Origin of the sequence: Bacillus sp. JJ1773 (genome assembly GCF_036962035.1) — a bacterium.
GTDB lineage: Bacteria > Bacillota > Bacilli > Bacillales > Cytobacillaceae > Cytobacillus.
Genome location: NZ_JBALNX010000049.1, coordinates 202,706 through 219,092, shown reverse-complemented (window position 1 = coordinate 219,092; position 16,387 = coordinate 202,706). Strand labels below are relative to the sequence as shown.

The window sequence follows — 16,387 nt, the reverse complement described above, 5'->3', positions numbered from 1 at the left end:
GGTGACTTAGTCACCCTCTTCTTAGTCTTGCTTTACTGTTTCAGCATTCTTTTTTTCTTCTTCTTGTTTAGCAAAGTATTCAGCTGCAATTTTATCGATTTCAATTTTTAATTCTTCGACCATCGTTTCTTCAGGGACTTTCCGAACAATTTCCCCTTTACGGAATAGAAGTCCTTCTCCTCTAGCGCCGGCAATACCGATATCTGCCTCACGTGCTTCACCTGGCCCGTTTACCGCACAGCCAAGGACTGCTACTTTTATTGGTGCTTTGATTTTCTGGATATATTCCTCAACCTCGTTCGCAATGCTGATTAAATCAATTTCAATTCTGCCGCATGTAGGGCAGGAAATTAATGTTGCAGCATTAGAAGATAATCCAAATACCTTTAATAATTCACGAGCTACCTTGACTTCTTCAACAGGGTCTGCACTTAAAGAAATACGGAGTGTGTTTCCAATTCCTTTATTGAGAATAACACCGAGACCAGCTGCACTTTTCACAGTACCCGCAAAAAGAGTACCGGATTCTGTAATTCCAAGATGCAGTGGATAATCAAATGCCTTTGCGGCTTTTTCATATGCTTCTATAGCTAAATTAACATCAGATGCCTTCATTGAAACGATAATATCATGGAAATCCAGATCCTCAAGAATTTTAATATGGTGAAGTGCGCTTTCAACCATTCCATCTGCAGTTGGATAACCATATTTTTCAAGAATTTTTTTCTCTAATGAGCCAGCATTTACTCCGATTCGGATTGGGATCCCTTTTTCTTTTGCGGCTTTTACAACCGCCTCTACTTTCTCACGCTTTCCGATATTTCCAGGATTGATTCTTATTTTATCAGCTCCGCCTTCAATGGCCTTCAGAGCAAGCTTATAGTCAAAATGAATATCAACAACGAGCGGAATGTTTATTTGCTTTTTAATATCTGCAATGGCGTTTGCAGCCCTTTCATCCGGACAAGCTACACGTACGATCTGACAGCCAGCTTCCTCTAAACGTTTAATTTCAGCTACAGTAGCCTCGACATCATGCGTTTTAGTTGTTGTCATGCTTTGGATAAACAGCTCGTTACTGCCGCCAATCGTTAATGGTCCAACCTTAACTGGACGTGTTTTTGTACGATGTATGATTTCACTCAATGGAGATTCGCTCCTTCTATTAACAGTTCTCAATAATACTTTTTTTCTAATCCATTGCTATTGTATCAGTGTTTCATTGATATTGACAAGAATGATGGTTTATCCAGCAGTGGTAAATTTTTAACTTCATTCAGCAGAAGTCAGCTACTTGTTATGTAGGAAATGACTGCCAAAAGGTATCCAATTTAAGCTGGAGTCAAATTCCCGACTGAATGAAGTTAAAGCCTCCGGCGGATGCCTCAGATTTTTTAGTGGAAATTTATCGAGCGGAGATCGATAAAAATCTGGGCGCAATTTCACCGAGGTGAAATTGATGTTTAGTTACGATAATCAGGAAACTTATAAATGTAACCGGATTTAATTTTTTCCGGACTTAAGCCATTATTTAAAATTTTAAAATCAGAAATGACTTTGGAAATAGAAACAGAAAGCGGAGCATTTATGTTTTTTTCTACAAGCGATAAAACTGTATCACCTGATGAAACTTTTTTTTCAAAATAGGGCAATAAAGTTTCATTCTCCGCCATAGCTTCAATAACTGGTTCATCGACAGTAGGAATAGGAAGGGTTCCCTTAGTTAGGTCAAAATATATAACATAAATAACAAGGACTGATAGTAGAAAAAGGGCAAGACGTTTCATATAGGAAAACCTCCGGAATAAATAAGCTGTTTACCAAATATGTATGCTTGTACAAAAAAAATAGAACTTTAGTTGGAAAAATTAATGGAAATATTACTAACTCTTTACAATTTCTTAATACTTCTCTGCCATAATGAAATTGATTTTGGAAGGGGGAAATTATTTGTTAGTGGGGAAGATTCAAGCTGCAACACGAACATTATTAGCAAAAATTACTCTGCAAACAAGACTGCTTGTTCTCATCTTAGGTTTGCTCCTATTGACCGTTTCATCTATAGCATATATCTCTTACGGAAAATCAAAGGATACGGCAGTAAATTTAATTGAACAGAGATTGATTAAAGAAGTAAAATCGATTTATGATTTATCTCAAAATCTCATGCTTATCTATGTAGGCAATGAAGACAAGTTTAATAAAAAAATGAATCAGGTGATAAAAAGCCAGGATGCTGGGCTTGCACAAGATGGGCTAAGCGGGAGCTTTTTCTTAGTTAATGAAAAAGGAGCCACTCCATTCCAAATTAGTAAAAATACGAAGATCAAATTTTCCCAATCAACCATTGATAAAATAATGAAAAAACAAAATGGACTCATTCATCAAAATATTGACGGAGACGATTACACTATTTCATTTCAGTCCGTTCAGGAGCTAAAAGGAATTTATGTCATTGCTATCCCGCAAAGTCAATATTTAAAAGAAGTGAATGAAATGGCCAAATACATAATAATTGCAGTCATCATAAGTCTTTCTATTACCTCAGTTATTGTTATTTTATTAGTAAGAAATTTAACAAGTCCATTATCAAGGCTGAGAGAGGTTATGAAGGAAGCACGGAATGGAAATTTAGATGTTCGAGTGAAGGCAAACACAACAACACCGGAAATTACCTCTCTTATCAAAAGCTTCGATGCGATGATTAAACAAATGAGCTCGCTTTTATATAAAATAACGGCCACTACTAGGGATTTATCAGAAACAGGCGGAGATCTGCAACAAATATCTGGTGAGGTAATGGTGGAAAACGAGCAGTTGATGAGGGCGATTCAAATTGTGAAATTGGGTGCTGAACAAACGGCCAGCAGTTCAGATAATAGTATCCAAATGTTTCAAAGTATGAGAGATGCTATTAATAATATTTTTGAACAAATGAAGGAAATCATGAATAAAACACAATCCATGAATGAATCAGCTCATGATGGAGAATTGAGTGTCGAGAATCTTATTCAAGCGTTTAATCACTTGAGCGATGAATTCAAAACCGTTTCCGCTACCGTTCAGGAGGTGAAGGAACATTCAGCATCAATAGCTGAAATTGTTACGTTTATCCAGCAGATGGCGGGACAAACTAAGCTTTTGGCATTAAATGCCGCCATAGAAGCAGCGCGGGCAGGAGAAGCGGGTAGCGGCTTTGCGGTAGTTGCTAATGAAGTAAGGAATTTAGCAGAGCAATCTTCGCAAGCCACAGAGGAAATAAAGCATACCATTGAAAAAATGGAGCTAATCTCTCTGAAGGCTTCGAATGAATTCGAAGAAATGCTTGTTCATTTTCAATCACATCTTGAAACGGCATCGGTCAGCAGAAAATCCTTTGATTTGTTAATGCTCGAAATTGCCGCAGTAAGTGAAATGATTCGTCATGCACAGGGTGAATTAGTTGGACTGAATGATACTCTTCCTAAGATGGAATCTGTAACTGAAAACTTTGTCTCAGTCTCACAGGAAACCTTTGCAAGCGCAGAGCAGGTTGTTGAAGCATCTCAAAAACAAATGATCAAAATGAAGAAGAACCATGAATCAGGCGAAAAACTGAAGGAACTCTCTCAATCACTAGCCGAGCTAAATGCAGAATTTCGATATTCACAAGGTGTTCGCTAATAAAAAAGGAAAAAAAATAAAACGCGCTTATTGCACGTTTTATTTTTTTGCTTTTGGCAGGGGGATTTCTTTAATAGTTAGGAACAGAATGATATACGCAACAAGCCAATTAAGCAGAGCTCCATTTGGTACCTCCGTCTGAAGACTATCCATAATTGTAAAAAAGATAGTTGGCAGTGTGACACTATAGGCGGCTAGTCGCCAAGTATGACGATATTGAATATTTCTATTAAGCATTTTTTTCAAGAGCAAACCAAGTAAGGCAAGGAAAGAAACCTCGATAAATTTCGCCCCGCTTGCAAAAATAAGAATAATCACTCCTAATAACGGAATAATGATCGCAAGTGAGGAGTTAACAGTAGCCAGAATCTCAAGCAAATCATTATTTGTAATCGAAATATCACTAAACATGGAGTACGGCAATGATTGAACCTGCCCTCCAGCGATAAAATACGCATCATTTTTTAGAATGGCAATCGTATTTTTGCTATTGTTTAATTCATCCGTGTCTACCGTGCCGGTCGAATCGAAAATAATCGTAATGTTCTCTTTGTTGAGAATAACAGGGGCTTTTGTATCAGAATGAAGCTCTCCATTTTCAATATGAAATGGAGGCAGTTCAGAACCAAGGCTTTTTTCTACTTCACTGACTCCATTTACCAGTCCGGAACTTAAAAAGTAAACGGATGGAAGGATAGAAATTAGGGCAAGAAAAAAAACATACAGGATCGTTTTTCCAATCCCCTGAAATCGAAACATGGAAATGTCCCTTGGAGAATAAAGACTTTTAAATAATTGTTTGAAAATATTCATTTAGACCACCCTTAGAAAAGTTCATCATATAATTTTAACTTGCTAAAATCATCTGTACAAGCTTTAAATATATAATTAATTTTCCGAAAACCGTAATACAATTGTAATATTAAGCTGATTTGTTAAGGTATTGTAAATTTAGTTTGAGTTTCCTTTACATCTAAAAATATTCAATTAATAATTGTATGGAGTTTGTTGAGAATTGTCGAATTTTACGATCTGGGGTTGGGGAAAGTGGAACTGAATATTCCGCAGACACTTTTTGAATTATTAGGCGGGTTAGTGATATTTTTATTTGTAATAATATTTATGAGGGGCGGGCTGAAGAAATCTTCAGCAGATTCAGTCATTGAATATAAAGCCAACCATCTTGATCCGGTTTTTATTGAGCAGTCACCATCGATTGCACTTGGACAAGCAAAAGAAGAAGTTTTGCGAATGGGCCATTTTTCTATAAAAGGTTTAGAAGAAACCCATGAATACATAAAAACAAAGAATCAAAAGCATTCCGCTAAAGCGATGCGGATTGAGGAAGCAATTAATAAACTAGATCGAAAAATAACTGATTATTTAGTAGAACTGGCAACAAGCTCACTGTCTGATCATGAATCTAAAGAGCACAGAATGCTAATGGATACAGTAAGAGATATTAAGGGTATCGGTGATCATTACGAAAATATTATCGAGTTAATTGATTACCAGCAAGCAAATAAAATCTTATTGTCAGATTCAGCGATGTCTGACTTAAATGAAATGTTTATGTTAACCATTTCAACAGTTTCCGAGTCAATAGATGCTTTAGATCATAATGATAAGGAAGCAGCCATTCATGTTGTACAAAAAGAAGAAGAGATTGATAATATAGTAAGAAAGCTTCACAGACAGCATATTCTTCGCGTAAATGAGGGATTATGCTCTGCTCAAGCTGGAATCGTGTATGTTGAAATTATAAGTAATCTTGAGAGAATTGGCGACCATGCTGTAAATATCGCTGAAGCTATTTTAGGGGAAGATGATTAGTCTATAATATAGGGTAGGGAGAACACTCCTTACCTTTTATTATTCGGAGGTGCTTTGCCTTATATGGAGTATCTGAATTGGACCTTAATTATTTTATTATTCGTCATCGCCTTTATTGGCCTCGTTTACCCGATTATTCCAAGCGTTCTTTTTATCTTAGGAGGGTTTTTCTTATATGGTTTTTTATTTTCTTTTGAACCGTTTAACTGGCTTTTTTGGGTGATTCAAGGTCTTTTTGTCATTTTATTATTTGGAGCAGATTATTTAGCCAATATGATTGGGGTAAAAAAATATGGGGGCTCGAAAGCTGGGATTTGGGGCAGTACAATCGGAATTATCGTTGGCCCATTTGTTATTCCAGTGTTCGGTATCATAATCGGCCCTTTTTTAGGGGCTATCCTTGCTGAGCTAGCCGTTAACAAGAAAGAATGGAAGGAAGCTGTTAAGATAGGCTTTGGCTCTGTTATAGGCTTTATAAGCAGTGTTGTGACAAAGGGGATTATACAAGCGGTAATGGTTATTTATTTCATAATGGTCATATAACCTATTCTTTTAGGAATATTATAAATTTTATTGGGAAATGTATATGAGTGGAGAAGCATTTTAATTGAAACGATTATCTAACTTTGGTAATCTTAAAGTGTAACCATAAAGAATGATTCTAATTTCAGAATTGCAAGAAATCTAGAATTGTTTGAGTGGAAAATTATATGTACATAGGAGGAATTAATAATGGCATTTGAATTACCACAATTACCTTATGCTTATGATGCTTTAGAACCGAATATCGACAAAGAAACGATGAATATTCACCACACTAAGCACCATAACACATATGTAACAAACCTAAATAACGCTTTAGAAGGAAATGAAGAGCTTCTTTCTAAATCAGTTGAAGAAGTGATTGCAAACTTAGATGCTGTTCCAGAGGCTGCACGTACTGCAGTACGTAATAACGGCGGCGGACATGCAAACCACTCTTTATTCTGGCAAGTAATTTCTCCAAATGGCGGCGGTGAGCCAACAGGAGAATTAGCTGACGCTATTAACGGTAAATTTGGAAGCTTCGAAAGCTTTAAAGAAGAATTTGCTAAAGCTGCTACTACACGTTTTGGTTCTGGCTGGGCATGGCTTTCAGTAAATAATGGCGAGCTTGAAGTAACAAGCACACCAAATCAAGATTCTCCATTAATGGAAGGCAAAACTCCTATTCTTGGTTTAGATGTTTGGGAGCATGCTTACTATTTAAATTATCAAAACCGTCGTCCGGATTACATCGGTGCATTCTGGAATGTTGTAAACTGGGATGAGGTTTCAAAACGCTTTACTGCAGCAAAATAATACACATTTAATTACACGGCAGGGATATCCTTGCCGTGTTTTTTATTAAGTTGGTATAAGAGGAACTGCTTAGTTAGAAACTACCCTTTAGACACAAAGGGGAGTTTTTTTATGAGTAAGGTTAAAAAGTTGATCGGTGAAGTTGATTTAACGAAGGATTTGGGGTTGCTGCTTATTATCGGGGGCCTATATTCTTTAAGTGTGGCTCTGTCTAATACGTTTGTGAATATTTATCTTTGGAAGCAGTCAGGTGATTTTAAGGATTTAGGTTTGTATAATCTTACCGTTGTTGTCATTCAGCCGTTAACGTTTATTTTGGCAGGCAGGTGGGCAAAGAAAGTTGATCGCGTAATTGTTCTCCGGATTGGCGTTATTTTTTTAGCTGCCTTTTATTTAACGGTTTTAATAATAGGAACACAAGCATCAAAGTTTTTGCTGCTTCTCGGTGCATTGCTTGGTATTGGATATGGTTTTTATTGGCTTGCATTTAATGTTTTAACTTTTGAAATTACCGAACCGGAAAATCGTGATTTTTTTAACGGCTTTCTTGGGATTTTGTCTTCTGTTGGAGGAATGATTGGTCCAATAGCTGCAGGCTTAATTATTTCTAAGTTAGAAAAATTTACGGGATATACAATCATCTTCGGTACATCTTTAGCTCTTTTTTCATTGGCCGTGTTTTTAAGCTTTTTTATAAAAAGAAGGCCGGCAAAAGGAAAGTATTATTTTAGAAGAATATTAGCAGAACGAAAAAATAATAAGAATTGGCAGCTAATCACGAACGCTCACTTCTTTCAAGGGCTGCGTGAAGGTACATTTGCATTTGTCATATCGGTTTTTGTCTTTATATCAACAGGCAGTGAACTTGCCTTAGGGGCATATGGACTTGTCAACTCAGGAGTTTCATTTATTGCGTACTATTTTGTTTCAAGGCTCCTAAAAAAACAGTACCGTAAAAGGGCTATCTTAGTAGGCGGTATAATATTGTATTTGGCGATATTCCTGATTATCTTTGATATCAGCTACTCCAAACTTCTCATCTATGCAGCCACCATTGCAATAGCCTATCCTCTTCTGCTCGTTCCATATATTTCAATGACGTATGATGTGATTGGAAAAGGATGGAAGGCTGCTGAAATGAGAATCGAATATATTGTTGTAAGGGAAATTTTCGTGAATTTGGGCAGGATATTCTCAATCCTGTGCTTTCTGGGAGCAGTCACCTTTTTCAATGAGGAAAAAAGCATTCCAATCCTTCTGCTATTTCTTGGTGCTGGTCACTCTATTATATTTTTCTTCATCAGAAAAATACAGCTTCAATCTGCATAAGGGAAGAGCATGCTCTTCCCTTTTTCCTATTAACAAATATTGCATCAGCTTTCCGTATGTTCTTCCTAGAAAAATTTACTGATTTCTTATAGAATGGGATTAGTGAAATAGAAAGTTTGTTACAAAAGGAAGTGTCTATATAAATTGAATAAAAAGAAAAGGAAGAAAAAATCTCATGTTCCCGTCAGGCTGAACATTTTATTTTTTATTGTGTTTTTATTATTTTCTGTTCTAGTCCTTCGACTAGGCTTTGTGCAAATTGTGTATGGTGATGATTATAGGCGGGAAATTGAGCGGACAGAGGACGTTACGGTTAATAACCCAGTACCCAGGGGGAAGATGTTTGATCGGACAGGCAAGGTTATTGTAGATAATACACCGCAAAATGCCATTACGTATACAAATCGCGGGGCAAAGCAAGCGGAGATGCTAGATGTGGCAGAGAGACTTGCTAAACTTATCGAAAAAAATACGGATAAAGTGCAGGTTAGAGATAAAAAGGACTATTGGATTCTCAAAAATAAAGACCGAGCTGATAAAAAAGTACCGGAAAAGGAAATTGATAAATTAAAAGAAAAATTTGAAGGCAAGGAACTTGATAAGGAGATTTATCGTCTGACGGTAGATCGTGTTACGGATGAAGAGTTAAACGAACTCACTGATAAGGATTTAGAGATTCTTGCGATCTATAGGGATTTTACAAGCGGGTATGCATTAACACCACAAATTGTTAAGAATAAAGATGTAACACCAGAGGAGTTTGCTGTTGTCAGTGAAAATCTTCAGCTTCTCCCAGGCGTAGATACGACGACGGATTGGGAAAGAGCTTATGCCTTTGGTTCAACCTTGAGGTCGGTCCTTGGAAAAATAACGGATTCTGATGAAGGTTTGCCAGCTGAGCAGCTTGACTATTATTTAGCAAGAGATTATAGCCGTAATGATCGTGTAGGAAAGAGTTATATTGAAATGCAATATGAAGATGTGCTGCACGGTCAAAAGGCTAAGGTGAAAAATGTCACTGATAAGGCAGGGAATGTTCTTGAGACAATCCCAATTACAGAGGGTAAAAGAGGAATGGATCTCGTCCTTAGCATTGATATGGATCTTCAAGTTGCGATCGAAAAGATCATCGAAGAAGAATTGCAGGCTGCGAAAGCAAAGCCCGGAACTGCTTTGCTTGACAGAGCTTATGTTGTCTTGATGGATCCACATACGGGTGAAATAATGACAATGGCCGGAAAGAGAATTGTTAAGGATGAGATAACGGGCAAGAGCGAGATGCAGGATGATGCACTAGGAAATATAGCATCAAGTTATAACGTTGGTTCAACTATTAAGGGGGCAACGATCCTTACAGGATATCAAACAGGTGTTATTAGGCCTAATACATCTTTTTATGATGCTCCCATACTAATTAGTAGAACGCCTCCAAAGAAATCATGGAAAAACCTTGGAACGATGAATGATATAAATGCACTCAAATATTCTTCCAACGTTTATATGTTTTATACCGCAATCAGAATCGGTAAAGGGAACTACATTCCTAATGGACCACTTCCGTTAGAATTAGATAAAGGCTTTGCAACGTTTCGGGATTCTTTTGCGCAATTTGGTTTAGGAGTACGTACAGGGATTGATCTCCCAAACGAGACGCTAGGTTTTAAAGGTATTTACGGAAAAACATCTGGACTTTTACTCGATTTTTCGATCGGTCAGTTTGATACGTACTCTAATATGCAATTAGCACAATATGTCTCTACCATTGCAAATGGAGGAAATCGCATGGAACCCCATATTGTCAGGGAGATTCGTGAGCCTCTACTGGAAAACAATGAGTTAGGGCCAATTGTCCAAGAAATTCAGCCTAAAGTACTTAATTATGTAGATGCTGAACCAGAATGGTTTGACCGTGTCCAACTAGGATTCAAGAAGGTTTATCAAGAGCAAGGCGGAACTGCATACGGCTATTTCGGCCAGAAAAGCTATAATCCAGCAGGGAAGACTGGTACAGCAGAAGCCTTCTATGACGGACCTGAACGTAAAAAGTTTGGTAAAGAACCACCTGAAGTAATAAACTTAAGTCTTGTTGGATATGCACCTGAAGATAATCCTGAAGTTGCAATGGCTGTTATCGTTCCATGGGCATACCAAGGAGGCCGAGGTCACTCTGCAAATTTAATCATCGGTCAAAGAGTCATGGACACCTATTTCGAATTAAAGAAACAGAGGCAAATGGGGAATATTGTCGAGAATGACGCTCAAGATATAGAAAATAGTGAAGAAACAGAAGTCGAAGAAACTGAATAAGGGATTAGATAGAGCCTGTCACCATAGTCGTGGCAGACTTTTTTTCTGTCCTCATTTCTCGACAAATTTACACATCATTTATATCGATTTACATAACCTTTACAATCCGTTAAAACCGTATTTACAGTCATACATTATTCTAATACATGTAGGACATAATGATACAAAACACTTAGGGGGAATAAAGAAATGAAAAGCTTTAAGTACTTATCACTATCAGTAATGATTGGGGCAGTGCTGGCATTCACAGCAGCTTGTGGTACAGCAGATGAGGGAACAACTAACGGTTCTCAAGCTGGAACTGAAGGAAATAAGACAGAACAAGCTGGTGAAGAAAATAAGCAACTTCAAGGTGAAATTAATATTGACGGATCATCTACAGTATTTCCAATCATGGAAGCTGTCGTTGAAGAGTTTGGAATGGAACAACCTGGAGTAAAAGTTTCTGTTGCTTCCTCTGGTACAGGTGGCGGATTTAAAGCATTTATTGCTGGAACTACAGATTTCAGTAATGCATCTCGCCCAATTAAAGATGAAGAAAAAGCTCAGCTTGAAGAAAAAGGAATCGCTTATACAGAATTAAAATTAGCAAATGATGGTCTATCAGTTGTTGTGAACAAAGACAACACTTGGGTTGATCATTTAACAGTAGATGAATTAAAGAAAATGTGGTTAGAAGATGGAACAGTAAAAAAATGGTCTGATATCCGTGAAGGATGGCCTGAAGAAGAAATTAAATTTTATTCACCAGGTACTGATTCTGGTACATTCGATTACTTTGATGAAGTGATTCTAGAAGAGGCACCAATTGTGGAAAAAGCAACACTTTCTGAAGATGACAATGTTCTTGTACAAGGGGTTAAAGGCGATAAGAATGCAATTGGCTATTTCGGATATGCTTATTATGCTGAAAACAAAGATGCATTGAAAGTAGTCCCTATTGATGGCGGGAACGGTCCTGTAGAACCAACAAACGAAACAGTTGAAAGTGGAGAATATGCCCCATTATCACGTCCGCTTTTCACTTATGTTAAGAACGAATCAGTGAAAAAAGAAGAAGTTTATGAATTTGTAAAATTTACACTTGAAAATGCTGCAGTGCTATCTGAAGATGTAGGTTATGTAAAATTAAAGGATGAAGAATATACAAAGGCTTTAGAAACTGTAGAAGGTCTTAAGTAATCAATAAAACTTTATGATGGGAAGCGCGATTATTGTGCTTCTCATCTTGTTGTGGATGGAAGGGGTTTTCACTTTGGCAATACAAAATTCATCATTTTCTGTACAGGAAATGATTCAAGCAAAAAAACAAAAGAAAAGTGCCAGCTCTTCAGTTGAAAAGGTAGTGCCGTTTGTTTTGTTATTAACAGCTGTAGTTTCTGTATTAACAACTCTTGGAATCGTGTTTACATTGATATTTGAAACATTCACTTTCTTTAGTAAAGTTTCCATTATAGAATACATTACTGCGAAAAAATGGTATCCATTCTCGCCAACGCAGGGGTCATTTGGCGTACTGCCACTCGTTATAGGCACGTTAAAGGTAACCATTATTGCTGCAATTGTAGCTGTCCCTATTGGATTAGCAACAGCGATTTTTTTGAGTGAGTATGCATCAGACAAAACTCGCAGAATCATTAAACCGATATTAGAAGTATTAGCAGGAATTCCAACGATTGTTTATGGTTTTTTTGCCTTAACGTTCGTTACACCAATCTTAAGAGAGATGATTCCTTCCCTTGAAATATTTAATGCATTAAGCCCAGGTATTGTAATCGGGATCATGATCACTCCGATGATTGCATCTCTATCTGAAGATGCGATGTCTTCTGTACCTAATTCAATGCGTGAGGGAGCACTCGCATTAGGTTCAACAAAACTGGAAGTATCCTTAAAAGTTGTGCTGCCAGCAGCTATTTCAGGGATTATTGCTTCGATTGTCCTCGCAGTTTCGCGGGCCATTGGAGAAACAATGATCGTAGCCGTTGCAGGCGGATCCACTCCAAATATGAATTGGGATGTAACAAGTTCGATCCAAACGATGACTGCCTATATCGTTCAAGTTAGCCAAGGTGATGCAGGATATGGAACGACAATTTATTATAGTATTTATGCTGTAGGATTTACACTATTCCTGTTTACATTATTGATGAACTTATTTGCCCAATTTATCTCTCGTCGTTTTAGGGAGGAATACTAATGAAAATCATTGAACATTCAACAGTTATTAAACATATGAAAGCAAGATTATTAACAAATATTCTCTTTAAAACTTTATTTTTGATGGCAACGATGTTTGGCTTACTTGTTTTAGGAATATTATTATATCGGATACTCACTCAAGGAATCGCTTATCTTGATTTTCAGTTTTTGCAAAGTCTTCCATCACGAAAGCCTGAACTGGCGGGTGTTAAAACAGCATTGATTGGTACAGTGTGGCTTATGGGTGTTGTAGCGCCTGTATCATTATTGTTAGGTGTTGGAACAGCTATTTATTTAGAAGAATATGCGAAGAAAAATCGCTTTACACGTTTTATTCAAATCAACATCTCAAACCTTGCTGGCGTCCCATCGATTGTTTTTGGCTTATTGGGGCTTACTGTATTTGTTCGTGCACTTGCACTCGGAACGAGTGTTCTAGCTGCTGGATTAACGATGAGCTTGTTAGTTCTTCCTATCATAATTGTAGCATCCCAGGAAGCGATAAGATCTGTTCCAAAAGAATTAAGAGAAGCTTCTTTTGGGATGGGTGCGACAAAGTGGCAAACGATTGTTCATGTAGTCTTGCCAGCAGCTGTTCCCGGAATATTAACAGGCGGGATTCTTGCATTGTCTAGAGCAATAGGGGAAACGGCTCCACTTGTTGTACTTGGATTGCCATTGTTCCTTGCATTCCTGCCAAAGTCTGTTTTCGATATGTTCACTGTTTTGCCAATGCAAATTTATAACTGGACGGGGAGACCACAGGCTGAATTTCAATCGTTAGCTGCTGCAGGAATTATTGTCCTGCTCGTGATGTTAATAATCATGAATTCAATTGCTGTATTAATTCGGAATAAATTCTCAAAACGATATTAATGGAAGTGGATGAAGGGGGAACTCAATATGAATGCAACATTAGAAAAGCAAAAAATGCGTCTTGTTCAAGGCCAAGATACTGTTACGGATATAACATCAAAAAATATAGTCTATAAAACCGATCAGCTTAATTTATGGTACGGAGAAAACCATGCGTTGAAAAATATTAATTTAGATATATATGAAAATGAAGTGACAGCCATTATTGGTCCATCTGGATGTGGAAAATCTACGTATATTAAAACGTTGAACCGAATGATTGAACTAGTGCCAATTGTAAAAACATCAGGTATAATTTCGTACAGGGGCAGAAATATTTTTGATAAGTCTTATGGGGTAGAAGAATTACGTACGAAGGTTGGAATGGTGTTTCAAAAACCGAACCCTTTTCCTAAATCCATTTATGAGAACGTAGCCTATGGACCGAAAATTCATGGCATTCGTGACAAAAAAATCCTCGATCAAATTGTAGAGAAAAGTTTAAAAGGTGCTGCCATATGGGATGAAGTAAAAGACCGATTACATCAAAATGCTTACGGGCTTTCAGGGGGTCAGCAACAGCGTCTTTGCATTGCTCGCTGTTTAGCCATTGAGCCTGATGTTATATTAATGGATGAACCAACGTCAGCACTTGATCCGATCTCTACATTGAAGGTAGAAGAATTAGTACAGGAATTAAAGAAGGAATTCAGTATCATAATCGTTACTCATAATATGCAGCAGGCAGCACGTATTTCTGATAAAACGGCTTTCTTCCTAAACGGTGAAGTAATTGAGTTCGCGGAAACAAATAAAATATTCTCAACACCTTCAGATAAACGAACAGAGGATTATATTACAGGAAGATTCGGCTAATTGAATGTAAGGGGAGATAACCAGTTATGTCAGTTCGTGAAAAATTTGATGTTGATCTAAAAGAATTACAAGGAAAATTATTAGAAATTGGCAACTTTGCCGAAGACGCGCTGACCAAATCCATTATCGCTCTAGAAAGCCAAGATCTTGAGATGGCTCTTGAAATCATTGATAATGATGCTAATGCGAATCTTATGTATGAAGATATAAATGATTTTGCGATATTATTAATTGCGAGACAGCAGCCAGTAGCCATTGATCTCCGCCGCATTATTGTCGCTATAAAAATTGCAACAAATATTGAAAGAATTGCTGATTTCGCAGTAAATATTGCAAAGTCTACGATTAGAATTGGCTCGGAGCCGTTAGTAAAGCCTATTGTTCATATTAAAGAAATGCACAAAATTACTTTAGAGATGTTGAAATTATCTTTAGAGGCTTTCAATGATGAAGACATTGTAAAAGCAAAACAGTTAGCAGAGATGGATGATAAGGTTGATGATTTATATGGGCAGACAATCAGGGATTTAATGCAAATTAATATGCAAAAGCCGGAATTTTTGCCGCAAATTTTGCAGCTTTCCTTTATTTGCAGATTTCTCGAAAGATCCGCAGACCATATCACTAATATTGCTGAAAGTATTTTATACCTTGTTAAAGGAAGGCAGTATGACTTAAATTAATAGAATGACAAAAAAGCTAAAGAAGCTGGTTCTCAGCCTCTTTAGCTTTTTGTTATTATTTTTGCTATTTGTTTATAGCTCATACCAGCTTTTACTTCAAACGATCCAAGCTGTATTCTCTTACTATAGCCATTCTCCTCAAGGTATGTTTCAAACTGAGCCGCATCATCAATAATCTTTTCTTTTTCGAGCATTGCAGCAATGTCATGTGAAACCATTCCACCTATTATTTCTAACGTGTAAGCCGTAACTGATTCAGTGGATTCTGAAGGTGAAGAAGGCTGTTTTGGTGATTCGGTCTCCTTACCTTCTTCTTTATTTGCATTTTCAATTGCCTGAAACCTATCTTTTGTTAAAATAATATATTCATGATCAGCTAATAAGGTCTTCGCATTTTCAATCGTTAATTCTTCCGGTTTCTCTTTTTTCAAAGCCGAAAAATAAAATGAGCCAATAATACAAACAGCAACGAGTATTCCAAATGCAAAGGCACGTGTATTCCTTTTGTTCATGTCTTATCCTCTTCCGATCTTTTCTGCTAGGATTGATTCAACTTCACCTGGTGTTAAGGATGATTGCCTTGCAATTTGATCTACTGTTAGCCCCTGCTGAACTAAGGACCACACCTGATTCTTGATAATATCATGGATTTCCTTCTTCTCATTTGATAGCAAAGGAGGACGTATAGTAGAAACCGGTTGAAATTCAATATCGTTAACAAGCAGTTCTTCCTCAAGAACCTTTAATTTTTTCTTAATGATATACATATCTTGAATTTGCTGCATGGATAGCTGATCTATCTCTTCACGAATAATCTTATACGGATCCTTCATAAAGACTGAACATATTAGCAGAATGACAGCAAAGGCGAGCAAGCCAATCATTAAATATTCCAAATAAGTCACCTCAATTTTTGTTCTGCCAATATTTTATCATTTATAGTGACAAATTTCGATTTGGATTGTTTATGTGAACAAAGATTAAAGTTTTTTTGTCGGATTTTATTCGGTTTTATAAAAGAGTTTTTGTCGAAAAAATCCAACTTTCTTGTAAAAGATAGGAAGGAAAAATTTTTCTTAGTTAGCAAATGCAAGTATAGAAACAAAACGCAAATTACGACAATTTCCGTTCATTGTGAGAGTGAGTTTTCAGTGATAACATATAGAAATAAGGAATAAATTTACTCTATTACTCATATATATTGTTTTCTCGCAGATTAACGGGCTGTAAGACCCCCCACTTCAAGAAGTAGAGTAAAACAAAAATTTCTAAGTGGGGAATCAACAGCCCGTAAAGGC

The 16,387-nt window shown here is 36.9% G+C and carries 15 protein-coding genes and 1 pseudogene; 11 read left to right on the top strand and 5 right to left on the bottom strand.

Annotation, left to right across the window (positions count from 1 at the left end):
- Positions 1-21: 21 nt before the first annotated feature.
- Positions 22-1,146 carry a flavodoxin-dependent (E)-4-hydroxy-3-methylbut-2-enyl-diphosphate synthase gene (gene ispG / locus V7127_RS15125; RefSeq protein WP_335345352.1) on the bottom strand — a complete coding sequence of 375 codons (1,125 nt, stop codon included), beginning with the start codon at positions 1,144-1,146 and terminating at the stop codon, positions 22-24.
- 317 nt (positions 1,147-1,463) lie between these two features.
- Positions 1,464-1,787, bottom strand: coding sequence for a hypothetical protein (locus V7127_RS15120; protein WP_335345351.1), 324 nt, complete (start codon positions 1,785-1,787; stop codon positions 1,464-1,466).
- Between the two features lie 169 nt (positions 1,788-1,956).
- On the opposite strand from V7127_RS15120, the gene V7127_RS15115 reads away from it, so the two are divergent.
- The gene (locus tag V7127_RS15115; RefSeq protein ID WP_335345356.1) at positions 1,957-3,663 is read left to right on the top strand and encodes a methyl-accepting chemotaxis protein; all 1,707 of its coding nucleotides are present in this window, start codon (positions 1,957-1,959) and stop codon (positions 3,661-3,663) included.
- Positions 3,664-3,702: 39 nt separating this feature from the next.
- Here V7127_RS15115 and V7127_RS15110 read toward each other — a convergent pair whose 3' ends face one another.
- Complete coding sequence (locus tag V7127_RS15110; RefSeq protein WP_335345350.1) at positions 3,703-4,476, bottom strand: DUF1189 domain-containing protein; 774 nt, start codon at positions 4,474-4,476, stop codon at positions 3,703-3,705.
- Positions 4,477-4,815: 339 nt separating this feature from the next.
- Here V7127_RS15110 and V7127_RS15105 point away from each other — a divergent pair.
- The 10 genes and pseudogenes from V7127_RS15105 to phoU form a co-directional block, all read left to right on the top strand.
- Positions 4,816-5,496: pseudogene (locus tag V7127_RS15105) on the top strand (Na/Pi cotransporter family protein); the annotation flags it as partial.
- Between the two features lie 63 nt (positions 5,497-5,559).
- On the top strand, positions 5,560-6,039 hold the full coding sequence (locus V7127_RS15100; protein ID WP_335345349.1) for a DUF456 domain-containing protein: 480 nt from the start codon (positions 5,560-5,562) through the stop codon (positions 6,037-6,039).
- Positions 6,040-6,228: 189 nt separating this feature from the next.
- Positions 6,229-6,837, top strand: coding sequence for a superoxide dismutase (locus V7127_RS15095; RefSeq protein WP_335353950.1), 609 nt, complete (start codon positions 6,229-6,231; stop codon positions 6,835-6,837).
- A gap of 111 nt (positions 6,838-6,948) precedes the next feature.
- Positions 6,949-8,166 carry an MFS transporter gene (locus V7127_RS15090; protein WP_335345347.1) on the top strand — a complete coding sequence of 406 codons (1,218 nt, stop codon included), beginning with the start codon at positions 6,949-6,951 and terminating at the stop codon, positions 8,164-8,166.
- Positions 8,167-8,310: 144 nt separating this feature from the next.
- Positions 8,311-10,473, top strand: a complete 2,163-nt coding sequence (locus V7127_RS15085) for a peptidoglycan D,D-transpeptidase FtsI family protein (RefSeq protein WP_335487261.1) — start codon at positions 8,311-8,313, stop codon at positions 10,471-10,473.
- Between the two features lie 189 nt (positions 10,474-10,662).
- Positions 10,663-11,655: a PstS family phosphate ABC transporter substrate-binding protein gene (locus V7127_RS15080; RefSeq protein WP_335345345.1), complete on the top strand. Its 993-nt coding sequence runs from the start codon at positions 10,663-10,665 to the stop codon at positions 11,653-11,655.
- 109 nt (positions 11,656-11,764) lie between these two features.
- Positions 11,765-12,673: a phosphate ABC transporter permease subunit PstC gene (gene pstC, locus V7127_RS15075; protein WP_438824012.1), complete on the top strand. Its 909-nt coding sequence runs from the start codon at positions 11,765-11,767 to the stop codon at positions 12,671-12,673.
- Positions 12,673-13,551 (top strand): phosphate ABC transporter permease PstA, encoded by an 879-nt coding sequence (pstA, locus tag V7127_RS15070; protein ID WP_335345344.1) that lies wholly within the window; start codon positions 12,673-12,675, stop codon positions 13,549-13,551. Before pstC ends, pstA begins: the two co-directional genes overlap by 1 nt.
- A 54-nt stretch (positions 13,552-13,605) precedes the next feature.
- The gene (pstB, locus tag V7127_RS15065) at positions 13,606-14,406 is read left to right on the top strand and encodes a phosphate ABC transporter ATP-binding protein PstB (RefSeq protein WP_335345354.1); all 801 of its coding nucleotides are present in this window, start codon (positions 13,606-13,608) and stop codon (positions 14,404-14,406) included.
- Positions 14,407-14,432: 26 nt separating this feature from the next.
- Positions 14,433-15,089 carry a phosphate signaling complex protein PhoU gene (gene phoU / locus V7127_RS15060; RefSeq protein ID WP_335345343.1) on the top strand — a complete coding sequence of 219 codons (657 nt, stop codon included), beginning with the start codon at positions 14,433-14,435 and terminating at the stop codon, positions 15,087-15,089.
- 41 nt (positions 15,090-15,130) lie between these two features.
- On the opposite strand, the gene V7127_RS15055 is transcribed toward phoU, so the two are convergent.
- Positions 15,131-15,601, bottom strand: coding sequence for a hypothetical protein (locus V7127_RS15055; RefSeq protein WP_335345342.1), 471 nt, complete (start codon positions 15,599-15,601; stop codon positions 15,131-15,133).
- 3 nt (positions 15,602-15,604) lie between these two features.
- Positions 15,605-15,985 carry a hypothetical protein gene (locus V7127_RS15050; RefSeq protein ID WP_335345341.1) on the bottom strand — a complete coding sequence of 127 codons (381 nt, stop codon included), beginning with the start codon at positions 15,983-15,985 and terminating at the stop codon, positions 15,605-15,607.
- Positions 15,986-16,387 lie beyond the last annotated feature (402 nt).